Origin of the sequence: Fretibacter rubidus (genome assembly GCF_041429785.1) — a bacterium.
Taxonomy (GTDB): domain Bacteria; phylum Pseudomonadota; class Alphaproteobacteria; order Caulobacterales; family Maricaulaceae; genus Fretibacter; species Fretibacter rubidus.
The window spans coordinates 809,018-823,156 of sequence record NZ_CP163423.1 but is presented as its reverse complement, the minus strand read 5'-3'; the positions used below and the strand labels follow the sequence as shown (position 1 = coordinate 823,156).

Here is a 14,139-nt window from a genome sequence, read left to right as displayed (position 1 = left end):
GGGAATTCTTCGCAAACTCAATTGAGAATGGTCAAAGGAATTGAAAGACTTCGTAAAGGGGGCTTGGGGTAAGTCGACTTGAAAGACGCCCTAACTTAGAATTTGCTCACACACCCAAGCGGTTCGCGTAGCGCTCTCCCCTGTAGAGCTATAGCTCGAACGGCCAGACAAATGATCAATCATGCTCTCCACATGATATTTCTGCACATGTTTAGGGTGGTCTATATCAACAGATAAAATTTCGCTCATAGTTTCGCATCGTGGGCTTGTGTCATCAAAGATTGAAAAGACGATTTTTCCCTGATCCCCTATTATGACAACTTGATCAGAAGTTGTATAGGCGGAGAAATTCCAAAACCCAGTTCCCGTAATATCACTCTTGTGCCGCCAACTTGCGCAAACAGAATCCGGTACATCATAAATGCCTTGTTGATTAACCGACGTTCCATGAGCCAGCGTAATCTCTCCAAAGAAAAAATCGAAAATATCTAGCCCATGACAGGCTAGATCATCAAAATATCCGCCGGGAGCATGAATGGGGTCTTTCCGCCAAGCATAGTCTTGGTCAATATCTTCAGCTTTTGGTTGTTGCATCAAGCCCCAGTGAATGTGACGTACTTTGCCTATTCTTCCCTCTGATAACCATGATTGAATAGCCAGAAACCGCGGTAGTGAGCGTCTGTAATAGGCCACAAAAAGAGGAGTGCCGGCTGCTTGGAAGGCTTCGTGAATTTTTACAGCTTCGGAATAACTGTTAGCGATTGGCTTTTCGATACAGCACGGTTTTTTTGCACGTGCCACTTCAAGTGCTATTTCAGGATGTGAAGATGGCGGAGTAGCAATATAGACCGCGTCAATGTCAGGAGAGGCTATCAATTCCGAGACAGACTCAAAGACGCATGACACTTTGTGCCGTTTCGCGTAATCTATAGCAGATGACTCTGTCCTAGAAACGACGCCATATAGCCTCGACACTCCGGTTATGTTAAATGCGGGACCGCTTTTTACTTCGGTGACATCGCCGCACCCAATCATACCCCAACTGATCATAAATCGATCCTCGCACATTTAAAATTATAATGCTTTGCTAAAGCATGAGTTATCACGCCAAAACTGTGCCTCGCCTCACACTTTAGTTACGAAGGTTATCATTTAAAATGCCTCCATGCGAGATTTATAAATCTGTCGAACTACGGCCAGTTTTGAAATTTTTGCGCAGTGCAAATAACAGGTTTGTGGGACCAGTCAGCTGATTGAATTTGATTAAAAATGATTGTATATGAGTTATTAAGGGGGCATAATGCTTAAAAAGGTTTAGGGGAGATCGAATAGTGTTCCGAGGAATTGCTGTTTTTCTAATGCTTGTATGCCTTATGGCCTGTACGCAAGGACGTGACTCCGACCTTTATTCGAACCCGGATGTTGAGAGATCCGCGCCGCACCGACTTCTTGTTGAAGGTGCCCACCGCCCTTTAGGTGTTGGCCGGGATATCCCGCGTCTTTCTTGGCGCAGCGCTGTGGACCGTCAAATTGCTTACGAAATTGAAGTCGCGTCATCTGCTAAAAAATTGCTCAATGATAGCGCTGATCTTTGGAAGAGCGGCCGCACTGTTGACGGGCGTTCCGTCGCTGTGCCCTATGGCGGAAAGATACTTAAGTCAGCCCAGAATGCTTTCTGGCGAGTGAGAGTTTGGCAAGAGGGGGAGGCGCGCCCTGGCGATTGGAGCGAAACCGGATTTTGGCAAATGGGATTGTTAAATCAATCAGATTGGAAAGCCTCGTGGATTACGAGCCCAATCTTTCCTCCTGCCCCCTCGACACCGGGGCTTGAAACTTGGCTAAAAGCAACGGCAGCTGATCCTCAATTTAACGACGTTGAGAAAGTCGCAGATACTGTAAAACGCCTTCGGGATGTCCGGCCTGCAACCTATTTTCGAAAAGAATTCACAGTGGAAAAGCCGATAAAATCGGCCCGCCTTTATTCAACATCCGCTGGTTATTCCGAATTTTATCTAAACGGAGAGAAGATAGGCGACCGGATTTTAAATCCGGCGCAAACGGATTTCGACAAGCGCATTTATTATGATGTGGACGACCTGACTGAATTACTATCAGTGGGTAAAAATGTTTTGGGCATACATCTTGGCAATGGCTTTTATAGTGAGCGTACCGCCTTTGGTTTGAAAAAACTTTTCTATGGCGAGCCTGCCGCAATTTCCCAGCTTGAAATTCACTACATGGATGGTTCGCATCAGACTGTCGTCAGCGACGGAAGATGGGACTCGCGCCCCTCGCCAGTTTTAAAGAACGGGGTTTATTCGGGTGAAGTCTTTGACGCGCGGAGACAGATTACGGGTTGGGCCAATACAGATGTGCAGAATGAAAAGGGGTGGCGCAAAGCCAAACTGTTGGATAGCGCTCCAACCGCGGAATTAGTGGCTGCTGAAATGCCGCCAGTGCGCCGCGTCAGAGCGGTGAAACCGAAAGCGCTTCTAAACCCGAAAGAAGGCGTTTGGACCATTGATTTTAGTCAAAACTTTACCGGGCTGCCGACAATTGATGTTTCTAAACTTAAATTAAAAGAAGGCCAAACAGTCATATTCCGATATGCGGAATGGGCAGACGAAAACGGACTTGTCAGCATGAAGTCAGGCGGCGCCGCTCCGCGAACGAAACAAGTCGATGCTTATGTGTCTGATGGAAAGGACGCAGAGCCATGGTCCCCGACATTCACCTGGCATGGCTTTCGCTATATGGAAGTGAGCGGGATTGATAATCCCCCTCCGATTGATGCTTTCACGGCTCATCTAACCCGTACTGATATAAAACCCATTGGCGAATTCGTCTCATCTGATCCCTTGCTTAACCGAGCGCATCAAACAGCTTTATGGACATTTGAAAGCAATATGGTGTCCGTCCTGTCTGATTGTCCGATACGGGAACGCAATGGCTGGACCGGTGATGCCCATGCCGTCGTTGGCATGGCGAGCTATAATTTTGCAGTAACGCCTTTTCTTGATAAATTTCTTGGAGACTTCCGAACCACAGATCAGATTGCGCCTACGATTGTTCCAGGGCGCAGGACACGGTCCGGCATGGTGGATTGGGCAGCGGCAGAAGTCTTTTTGACGTGGGAACACTATCTGCACAGCGGAGACATTTCCGTTATTGAGATACAATATGAGAGTTTATTTGAATATGTGGCTTATGTTGAGAGTATAGCGGATGGTGATCTGATTACGAATACCAGCCACTTCTATGGTGATTGGTGTGATACCTTGCCTGAAGTTGGTATGGCCCGACCCCTTGGCCGCTGTATGTCCTACAGTACTGCGGGTAAGTTGACCGCCACAGCCTTGATTGTGCGAGTCTTTGACCAAATGTCAGATATGGCGGACCTGCTGAATAAACCCGAGGATGCCCGCCAATTCAGGTCAAGACATGATGCAATGCGCGCGGCATTCCACACGGCTTTTTATAAGAATGATACGCTTGGCTATGGGAGCCAGACAGCAAATGCTATGGCGCTGCAATTCGGAATAGCGCCGCCGGAAAAATCAAAAGACGTGTCGTTAGCTATCGCAAATGATGTGACAGATAACTGGGGTGGTCGGTCCTCTGTCGGGGCCTTAGGGCAGTCATGGCTTTACCCGGCATTAAGCGATTATGGTCATGCGGATAAAGCTTTCGGCATATTTCAAGCCCAAGGCCCCGGAAGTTTCACTTATTTGTTTGATGAGCTCAGCGGAACGTCAATATGGGAAGACCCTACCAAATTCCCGGTGGGCGTAGCGCCGGGAAAATCGCTTAGCCATCCATTTCACAGTGGTTATGACGCTTGGTTTTACAGCGGTCTGGGCGGTATTACGCCAAACCCAGAAAAGCCGGGGTATAAGAATTTTTATCTGAGTCCTGTTTTTCCAGATGAACTTGGCGAAGCCACAGTCTCGCTTGAGACGGGTTATGGGACAATTCATAGCGCATGGAAGCGTCAGAATGACGGCATAATCTGGGAGGCCGAAGTGCCGCTGAATACAACTGCCACTGTGACGCTGACGGGCACTGAGAATTCTGGTTACGAAATAGGACCTGGCCAACATATATTTCATCTCAACACGGACGGAGAGATGATTGAGCATAGTAGAGGGGAAAACTAATGAGGAGCTATATTTATGGGCGCGTTTTATTGGTTCTGGGTTTTTGCATAATCTTGACCGCTTGCAGCGTATCGACTGATAGCCCGACTGTTGATACCGCCGCGATATCGGAAACTCCCCCAAATATTGTTTGGATTATTGCGGATGACCAAGCTTATTCTGACTTTGGATTTATGGGTCATGATCTTGTAAAGACCCCGCATCTTGACAAGCTCGCTTCAGAGTCGGCTCTTTTTCCAAATGGCTATGTCCCTACGAGTTTGTGCCGGGCATCACTGGCGACATTGATTACGGGGAAATATGCTTTTGATCACGGCATTTGCTTTAATGATGCGCCGGATGGTGTCCCATATGAAGCGACGTTTCGGTTTTTAGAAATGCAAGTTCCGCTACCCCAAGCGCTCAAATCAGCAGGCTATCAAAGTTTGCAGACAGGAAAGTTTTGGGAAGGTATCTATACAAATGGCGGCTTTACAGACGGTATGACCGAGGGCCGAAGAGCGGGTGGTAAAGGGTTGCGGATTGGCCGCAAAACGATGGAGCCTATTGACCAGTTTTTAGGTGATGTGGGTGATGATCCTTTTTTCTTATGGTTTGCGCCTTATCTTCCGCATGCCCCTTTTGATGCCGTGGAGAGCTACAAGGAGCTTTTTCAAGGCAAAGGCTTAGGCAAACGGACTATCGGTTACTATGCTAATATTTCGTGGCTTGATGACACTGTCGGAGAGTTAATGGCACTGCTCGAAAAGAATGGCAAAGCCGAGAACACCGTAATCATGTTTATCGTTGACAATGGCTGGCTGCCTAATCGCGACGGGGAGAGCTTTAGGGACCTTCAAAATAGAGTTTTGCGTTTTGATCCGCGCAGTAAAAGCTCACCATATGAAGGGGGCGTTAGAACGCCTATTTTCGTGAAATGGCCAGAGCAAATTCCAGTCGGGCAATATGATAATTTGGTCAGTTCAATTGACTTATTTCCGACAACACTTGCAATGGCCGGGCTGCCGCAAAAAGAGGATCTCGACGGCGTAAATCTGCTGCCTTTTATGCGGCAAACACTGTCACTTGAAGAGCGGACAGTCTTTGGCGAAATTTATTATCACACCTCTGTTGATCTGGATAATCCGAACGTGAACGTCACACATAAATGGGCCAGAAAGGGCGACTGGAAAATAATTCTCAATATTTATGATGACGGCAAAGCCGAGCTTTATAACCTCGCCGATGATCCAATGGAGTTGAGTAATTTAGCTGGGTTAGCTGAGCATCAAAACATAATAAATGCGTTGCGCACGGAAATCGAAGAATGGTGGCCGTCAGAGTGAATGCGAAAGGAAATAAGTCATGATAAATAAATCTAAAATAATTCTAGCGAGTACGCTTTTAGTATTAACAGCATGTTCAGTTGATGAGTCTTTGCGTGAAACAACCACACCGTATTTTGCAGAAAATGGGTTTGGAGAGGGTGTTGCAGTTGTTCAGCACCCGGCCGGGGAACATATCAACGGTGTTACCTATGTGTCCTATCAAGGCCCTAATGAAGACCCTTATGTTGCCGCCTATAACCATAAAGCCCAAAGATGGGCCGGCCCCTTTCAAGCCGGAACCAGCATCCTGGGCAAAGACCCGACAAAGAAGATCGACAGTCATGGCAAGCCCACGATGATTATTGATGATGAGGGGTATATTCATATATTTTACGGCGGGCATGGCGGCGATAAAGCGCTGCATGGTGAAAACCCGTTAGGGGACAAACATTCTGGTGAAAACCGTCACGCAGTTTCGCAAAAACCATTTGATATCACGAGCTGGAGGGATTTGAATAACCTGCCGCCCTTTGGCACTTACAATCAGGCTGTAAAAATGGACAATGGTGATATCTATCTATTTTATCGCCACGGCGCGCATCGCAGTGATTGGGTCTATCAAAAGTCAGTCGATAATGGACTTACTTTTGAGGAGCCTGTCTCATTTTTAAAAACGAAACGCCGAATTGATGATATTGGGCATGATAGCTGGTATGCCTCTGTCTCTAAGGGTGCGGGCGACGAAATTGTCATAGGGTTTGATTATCACTATTGCTGGGATAGAGACGCGCCGCGCAATAATCGCGTTGGGCACTCAACGGAACGCAAAAACCTCTATTTTGCAAAGTTTGACACGGAAAATAATGTTTGGACGACTGTCACAGGTGAGGAATTAGCGCTCCCCATTACAAAAGAAGCCGCTGACCAAAAAGCACTCGCTGTGGATACAGGAGATCTGTGGACGTTTAATGGCATGACTAAAGTTGATGCCAGCGGAACGCCGCACATTAATGCCTATATTGGCGAGGATATAGGATGGCAAATTGGCGGCCCTAAACATGCCAGCTATTTTGCATGGGACGGAAAAAACTGGGTAGGTGATGTTAAAAGTGACCTGCCAATTGGCCGGGGAGACTTTTTGGTTGATGGACGAAATATTCGATTTCTCCTGAGCGGCATTGACCCTGAGACAGATAAAACCAAAGTGCGCTGGTGGAACAGTCAAGACTCTGGATTGAGCTTTACGCCGTCAGATGTCCTGTTGGAATTTGGTGATTTTGAAGGCGAGCCAAGCCCCTCAATGGCGGCGCGGCCAAAATCATTGAGTAATCTTGATAGCCCCGGCTCAGCCGCGAGTGCCTTTATTCGCAATGCACACCCTGATGCGCGCATTATTATTGCCGAAAAACCCGAAAAATCAGAATGGCGCCGTATGTATTTGGTCGGTGATCAGGGGCCAGTAAACCGATCGCAAAAGGAGCAGTAGCAAATATCGACTGCTATCCCTTAACATAATATACGGAGCGTTATGACCTTATCAACCCGACGTAAGTTTTGGTCGACAAAACCCAAACTGTTTTGCGGTCTTGCACTGCTGGTCTACCTCATGAGCGCGGCATGTACGGCCATACAAGATAAGCCTGAGAGTATTTATGAAGACGATAGGCCGAATATCCTCTGGCTTGTTTTAGAGGATGCGAGTCCAACTCTAGCGCCCTATGGCGACACAACAATTGATACGCCTAACATTAATCGTCTAGCAGAGGATGGAGTAACTTATACCAATGTTTACTCCCCTTCAGGGGTTTGTTCGCCAAGCAGAGCCAGCCTTGCATTAGGGATGTATCCATCAGCGATTGGTGCAAATCATATGCGCACGTCGTCCCATACGGATATTACCGGACTGCCCGTTTACGAAGCAGTCCCGCCGCCACAAGCCAAAATGTTGAGCCAGTATTTGCGTGGCCATGGTTATTACACAACGAATAACTACAAAACTGACTATCAATTTAAAACTCCAAAAAATGCGTGGGACGAGAGCGGGGTTTTTGCTCATTGGCGTAATCGCCCGCAAGGCAAGCCGTTCTTTTCCGTCGTAAACTTTACAACTACGCATGAGTCTGGCTTGTTCGAACCTTACGGGTTTCGCAAAATAGAGAGCCGCCACTATTTCTCGGATGATGCAGAGCGCATAGCGAAACTACCCACACATCCCTTGGATAAAACATCCGAAGCTAATACGGCTATTCATCTACCAAAGGATACAGATTTTCCAATTCCGTCATATCTGCCGGACACCCCTCTCGTGCGTAGAGATATGTGGAAAATGTATAATAACCTTGCGGAGGCAGACCAGCAGATTGGCGCCGTTCTTGCGCAGTTAAAAGAAGACGGGCTTCTGGAGAAGACAGTCATATTTTTATATTCAGATCACGGCGGACCATTGCCCCGCCAAAAGCGCCTAATCTATGATAGTGGATTGAAAGTACCTCTCATAATTCGTTTTCCGAATGCTGAAAATTCAGGTGATATGGACGACCAAATGGTAAACTTTGTCGACTTCGCACCTGCGACGCTAAGCTTGGCAGGCCTTAGAACCCCCGACCACATGCATGGAAAGGACTTTATTCTAAATGATAAAGATGCTCGTAAATATATTTACGCCGCCGCGGATCGGTTCGATGGTTTTACGGACACGATAAGAGCCGTGAAGGAAAAGCGCTATAAATATATTCGCAATTATCGCCCGGAACAGGAGTATTATTTACCCGTAACTTACAGAGAAAAAATCCCGACAATGCAAGAATTATTGCGCTTGCGAGACGAAGGGAATTTGAGCTCCGAGCAGGCGCAATGGTTTAGAGAGTCAAAAGAGGTAGATGAGCTTTACGATACTCTGGCCGATCCTCATGAGTTAAATAATCTTGCACAAATTCCTGAATATGAAGAGGTTCTGAGCAGATTGAAAAAAGAGATGGATAGATGGCTAAATTCTATTGGAGATGACCCTAACAGATCTGAGCTCGCAATGATTAATACGCTTTGGGATGGAGAAATATCTCAGCCTGAAACGGCTGCTCCTGAAGTTGCAATCATAGACGGAATGATTTCACTTTCGAGTGAAACACATGGAGCTTCGATTAGCTATAAAATCATTCAGAACAATTATGAACCTGCTGCTTGGGCGCTTTACTCGGAACCGTTCAAAGCGACTGCTGGCGAGACTCTCCAGATTCAAGCCCATAGAATTGGTTACCATGAAAGCAAAATCAAACTGCATCCAATTCCTTGATCTCTAAGTGAGAGACATTCGGCGTTATGGACGCCGCAATGCTAGCCCGAAGTGAGTGCATTAGTAAGGTTGCCTTTGCAGTATTAAAGGCCCCTTAGATAAGATAAGCTCAGCCCCGTTGAAGCCTTACCGTGCAAAAGGCCTATCTATTCCTCGGCTCCGAGAAAGGCTACAAAACCGCGGCGGTGGCCGATATCTATTGCAAGTCGGATGGCGTGTTTAATACGGTACCTGCTGACATATAAAAATCATCATACCTGACCCCGCCATTCCCATAAGGCGTGTCAACTGGGCCGCCATTACAGGTGGCGTATATGTACGCGATGGGTAGCTCGCGTTTCATCCTAAAATCGGCACCTGTATATACTTTTTGCTGGCTTGGAAACTCATCGCCTCCTCGAATATACACGTCATATTTTTGACCCCCATCAACCAACTTACTGTTATTCACGACCGTCCAGATTTCATACCACGTGTTAGTTTGCATAGGCGAAGCGTAACTTTGGGTTTTCTCGTTGATGATACGCTCATACCAGTCGCCTTTGCGCACAGCTAAGGTGCCATCATTTTGAAAATTCACATTGCCATCAAATCTATCTGTTATGCGTAAGCTTGGCTCCAGAGAGTTATAATCATTTTCGATAATCCCATCCGGGTCCATATTACTTAAACCCAACACGTGGTTATTCGGAAAGGCTTCAACGCTCACGCGTCCATAAAAAGTATAGGTTTCGCCAACGCCTATGGCGACCGGTAATTTTTTAAAGGTCAACGCTTTTCTATTACCTAAAACACCGTCGGCAGCTGGCTTTTTTATTAAATAATGGTTGTCGATATGGGGGTCTTTTCGGACTTGGGTAACTTGAGGATTGTCTATTTTGGGTTGTGTTTGATTAAAAGTATCAATCATTGTCCAATCTTTAAGGGGAGACTTAGATTCGAAATCATCAATTTTTTCCCAATCGGCAAAATCAGGAGTCTCATATGAGGTGTTATGAGTATTTTGATGGGTGCAAGCCGAAACTGCTAGAATGCAGCAGAGTAGCGCAAGTCGTTTAGTTGAGATCATGAGGGAGTTCACTTTATCTGTATTCCATATATTGATTATTTGATTACCAATCCACAACTGACCTAAGTTTCCTAGGCTCATAAATTTACACACTTTAGAGCGGAAGATAAGTTTATTTTGAATAAGAATAAAGCTTCTTTTCGCCGCTTTGCGGCGAGTCTGGCGCGCCTGCTTCCGCTCGTGTGGGGCGGCTCCGACAGCCCGCCAGACGTGATAATCGCGATGTTCGTAATTAAATACAAAATTGGAGAATGAGAAGACGAAGTGAGGGCCTGATAACACAGGTCGGCCCACCCATAGGGTAGGCCATTGTCTGCACATCGTTTTTGGTAGGCTTTTTTTCAAAAGGCTTAGGCCCACCAATCATTATTTTCCTTAGTAACCCTTGCGCAAAGCGGTAGGCCCACCCCTTATTAGACTGTCTGAACTCTTAATTGAGCAGACAGATGAGCCAAGACAGAAAGAATGAATTCCGCGTTCAAATCGCGAAGCGCAAAGCGTCAGAAGGTCGGCGTGCGCGCGTCAAACGTCCGCAGAGCTTTTGAACTCTTTAGCGCCACGCCGAGGCGGAAGGTCTAGTCGCAGTCGAATGCGTCCAAGCAGAAGCGTTCAACGTAATTTTCATCGCCGCGTTATTGTTCAGGCCTTGATTAAGAGAATGGCTGGCACAGGCGCGGCGAAGCTCAAAGGTCATCTCTCCTATTTGGAGCGAGACGCGACGCAGAAAGACGCCAGCCCCGGAAAACTTTACGGCTCGCTGATCCACGACGCGGACGCCAAAAGTTTTCCGACGCGGTGCAAAGATGACCGCCACCATTTTCGTTTTGTTGTTTCGCCAGAAGACGCGGAACAAATGACAAACCTAAAGCGCTGCCCTAATCCGCAGCGAAGCGAGGAGCGCCAGCCAAACACAGTGAGGAAAGGATCAAAGCCCGAAGGGACAAGACTTAAGGGAGCGAAGCGGAAAAAGGCTTGGCTTGCGCGAGCCCAGTCGAGAGCTTTTGCCGAGGGAGGCGCTCTACTCAGCCGAAAAACAAGTGGACCAAAACAGAGATAATCGTTGCCATAATAAGACGAAGTATAAAATTAAAGGGTGCAGAAAGTAATCAATTTAATTGAAATAATATCAATAACTATAGACCTTATAGTCAAAGTCTTTATATTTTAGTTTATGCGGAATTATCCAATGATGATAATGATAGTTGGCCTATCATCATGTGAATTGTCCGAGCCTGCAAAATCGGAATTTCTTTGCCCCGCGCTCAGCCCAGCTTATGTAAAAATTTCAGGTGGCGAAGCAATTCTCGGATCAAACGGCGTCTACACTGAAGAGTTTTTGCGTGTTGGAATGTTAGTTGATTTTGACATAGACAATACAGAGGTTACTAATGCCCAGTTTAAGCAGTTTGTTGAAGATACCGATTATGTTACCACTGCTGAAAAACTCCAACCTGGTTTTGATAAAGCGGGCGGCGCGGTTTTCAAACGACCTTCTGTGAATAACCCTAATTGGTGGCAATTTGTCGAGGGTGCAAATTGGAAACACCCTGAAGGGCCTAACAGTAATATTGAAAACCGAGATAATGAACCGGTAGTCCAGATTTCCTTAGTTGATGCTAAAGCTTACGCAGAATGGGCGGGGCGTGAACTACCAAGCGAAAAACAATGGGAGTATGCAGCCAAAGCAGGCTCGGAGACGTTATATGTTTGGGGGAAAGATCGTGCCCCTGACGGAGTTGAACAGGCGAACACGTGGCAAGGGGCATTTCCCATCCAAAATACGCAAAAGGATGGGTTTGCGTATCGTGCTCCAGTGGGCTGTTTTGAGCCTAACGCTTACGGGCTTTATGATATGATAGGCAATGTTTGGGAGTGGACGGCTACGCCTTATTCCGAAACATCAGAAGAATGGGAAGCTAATCGTAAGGCAAAATCTGATAACAAATATAGTAATTACACAATTAAAGGAGGATCGTTTCTGTGTGCCGAAAATTTCTGCGCAAGATATCGTGCCCCTGCCCGTCAATCTCAAGAAATAGATTTCTCTACGAACCATATTGGGTTTAGAACGGTCAGCAAAAACTGAATAACTTTATTTTCTTGTTACCGTGCAGCGCTTACTGAAGGCCAATGCAATCACTTTTTGGAACGATGGGAGCGTTATCAACGTAGTCACGCATTAGGGGATAAATTGCATTTATTTTAGCGGCGGTGAAATCAGTTACCTCTTGGCAATCACAATCTCTATATCATTATCGATAAGCAATTTACGGGCTTGAGCCGATAATCCAGCATCAGTCACGACTGTATCAATTGCCTCGAGGCCGCACACTGAGAGGCTTGCTTTGGCTTCAAATTTAGAGCTATCGGCGAGCAATATAACCTTATCCGCTCTGCTGATAAGTTGTTGTTCATTCTGAACCAAAAGCGGATCTGTTTGCATAAGACCACGCGCCGTGACGGCTTGTGCGCCAATAAACAATTTGGTTGCAGAAAATTTATTGACGATTCCCTGACTATAGGGATCTAATACAAGAGCTTGCTCTTGGAAGACCTCTCCGCCTGCGATTAAAATACGAATCTTTGGACGCCCCAACAAAGAATTCATTATCGGTATTGATGTTGTCAGCACCATCAGATTTTCAGCCTGAATATGCTGCGTCATATAGACCGTCGTCGAACCGCCATCTATGATAATGGAGTCGTTCTTATCAATCATTGATGCCGCTTTTTCGCCAATCGCACGCTTCTCTTTGATGTTCACAGCCAGAGTATCAGCTTGGTTCAATTGCCCCGACAACCCAAAATAAGGGTCGCTATAAGCTGCGTTGGGTTCAACCGCTATTGCCCCTCCTCTGACCCGGCGCAACCGCCCTTCAGAATGCAATTCATTTAAGTCTCTGCGGATTGTTGCGGGAGACACAGTCAAAGCTTTCGAAAACTGCTCGACTGATGTCACTTTAGTGGCATCTAACATGTCAATCATACGGTTCCAACGTTCATGAATATAAAGCTTATCGTCTTCAGCGCCATCATTGCTTTGTATGGGAACCGTCATTGAAAACCTTTTAGCAGCCAGAAACACATAGTCTATGCGATAATTTGTTACAATCTACATTAAACTGCGATTGTTACCAGCAAATTAGCAATCCCCGCGGTTTGGGGATTATTTCACATGCCGAATAAAACTCTCATCAAGTTCAGACAACTTACCGACGCCGGCTAAAATCATGTCGCGTTCAACAGCATCTCGTATCTGCCGAACGGCTTGAACGGCACCTTTGGTTCCAAAAGCCGCAAGCCCGTAAAGATACGGCCGCGCAAAGCTTACTGCGTCGGCCCCCAAAGCTATAGATTTAAGAACGTCCGTGCCGCGGCGGATACCCCCATCCACAATAAGCTCAGCATCACCGCCTATGGCTTGCCGCACCTCTTGCACGCAATGAACAGGCGCTAGGCAGCTATCAAGTTGCCGTCCGCCGTGATTGGACAGAGAAATTGCGTTAAAGCCTGTTTTGACGGCGCGAATGGCATCATCAGGTCTGGAGACGCCCTTAATCAAGGCAGGTCCATTCCATTCACCCAAAAGCCATTGCGCATCGTCCCAAGAAAAGTCTGCACTGAGTTGTTGGGCTACGAAATCATTGAGGCTGACGGCACTCGTATCTTCTGCGAGGTTGGCATATTTCACACTCGGTTTCGTCACGTAATCAAGAGACCAAAGCGGGGCATTCATGGCATGCCAAATTTGTTGAAGTCCCAATTTTGGCGGGATTGTAAAGCCGTTTCTAGGGTCACGTTCACGGTTGCCCGTAATCGGAAAATCTACCGTTAAGATTAAAGCGGTATATCCAGCAGCCTTAGCGCGGGCCAGCATCTCTTTTACTAGGACGCGGTCTTTCCAGACATAAAGTTGAAACCACTTTGGCCCTTTGGTCAACTTCCCAATATCCTCGATAGATCTGGAGGATAGTGTCGAGAGACAATATACTGTCCCGACGTCATTGGCCGCTGTGGCCGGCGCAATTTCGCCGTCAGTATGAAACAAGCGATTCCCCGCCGCGGGTGACAAGATAAAGGGCACATCAATTTTTTGCCCCATGATCGTTGTGAACATATCAGGCTTATCAACGCCCGATAATACGCGGTGCTTTAGACGATAATCATTAAAGGCTGTGTGGTTTTCAAACCGCGTGATCTCGTCATCAGAACCGCCGTCAATATAATCAAAAACCATTTTATGAGCCCGCCGCTTGGCGGCGCGCCGATAGTCCTCAACATTTAGGCAATCAGAAAGGCGGCCCGGAAACATAA

The 14,139-nt window shown here is 46.8% G+C and carries 9 protein-coding genes; 5 read left to right on the top strand and 4 right to left on the bottom strand.

Annotated features, from left to right (window positions below):
* Nucleotides 1-90: 90 nt before the first annotated feature.
* Nucleotides 91-1,050: a Gfo/Idh/MocA family protein gene (locus tag AB6B37_RS03885; RefSeq protein WP_371397593.1), complete on the bottom strand. Its 960-nt coding sequence runs from the start codon at nt 1,048-1,050 to the stop codon at nt 91-93.
* 467 nt (nt 1,051-1,517) lie between these two features.
* Here AB6B37_RS03885 and AB6B37_RS03880 point away from each other — a divergent pair, with 467 nt between their 5' ends.
* From AB6B37_RS03880 to AB6B37_RS03865, 4 genes are read left to right on the top strand one after another with little or no spacing between them, the layout of a single operon-like run.
* A complete protein-coding gene (locus AB6B37_RS03880; RefSeq protein WP_371397592.1) occupies nt 1,518-4,157 on the top strand; it encodes a family 78 glycoside hydrolase catalytic domain in 2,640 nt (879 codons plus the stop codon).
* Entirely contained in the window at nt 4,157-5,482 is a 1,326-nt protein-coding gene (locus AB6B37_RS03875) for a sulfatase (protein WP_371397591.1), read from the top strand. Before AB6B37_RS03880 ends, AB6B37_RS03875 begins: the two co-directional genes overlap by 1 nt.
* Before the next feature lie 19 nt (nt 5,483-5,501).
* Nucleotides 5,502-6,950 (top strand): BNR-4 repeat-containing protein, encoded by a 1,449-nt coding sequence (locus AB6B37_RS03870; protein WP_371397590.1) that lies wholly within the window; start codon nt 5,502-5,504, stop codon nt 6,948-6,950.
* 42 nt (nt 6,951-6,992) lie between these two features.
* The gene (locus AB6B37_RS03865) at nt 6,993-8,756 is read left to right on the top strand and encodes a sulfatase (RefSeq protein ID WP_371397589.1); all 1,764 of its coding nucleotides are present in this window, start codon (nt 6,993-6,995) and stop codon (nt 8,754-8,756) included.
* A gap of 196 nt (nt 8,757-8,952) precedes the next feature.
* Here the strand turns inward: AB6B37_RS03865 and AB6B37_RS03860 are convergent, their stop codons facing one another.
* Nucleotides 8,953-10,107 carry a hypothetical protein gene (locus tag AB6B37_RS03860; protein WP_371397588.1) on the bottom strand — a complete coding sequence of 385 codons (1,155 nt, stop codon included), beginning with the start codon at nt 10,105-10,107 and terminating at the stop codon, nt 8,953-8,955.
* Nucleotides 10,108-11,011: 904 nt separating this feature from the next.
* Here AB6B37_RS03860 and AB6B37_RS03855 point away from each other — a divergent pair.
* Nucleotides 11,012-11,911 (top strand): formylglycine-generating enzyme family protein, encoded by a 900-nt coding sequence (locus tag AB6B37_RS03855; RefSeq protein ID WP_371397587.1) that lies wholly within the window; start codon nt 11,012-11,014, stop codon nt 11,909-11,911.
* 135 nt (nt 11,912-12,046) lie between these two features.
* On the opposite strand, the gene AB6B37_RS03850 is transcribed toward AB6B37_RS03855, so the two are convergent.
* Both AB6B37_RS03850 and AB6B37_RS03845 read right to left on the bottom strand, forming a co-directional pair.
* Nucleotides 12,047-12,883, bottom strand: a complete 837-nt coding sequence (locus tag AB6B37_RS03850; protein WP_371397586.1) for a DeoR/GlpR family DNA-binding transcription regulator — start codon at nt 12,881-12,883, stop codon at nt 12,047-12,049.
* Nucleotides 12,884-12,991: 108 nt separating this feature from the next.
* Nucleotides 12,992-14,137: an alpha-hydroxy-acid oxidizing protein gene (locus AB6B37_RS03845; protein WP_371397585.1), complete on the bottom strand. Its 1,146-nt coding sequence runs from the start codon at nt 14,135-14,137 to the stop codon at nt 12,992-12,994.
* Between the last annotated feature and the right edge of the window lie 2 nt (nt 14,138-14,139).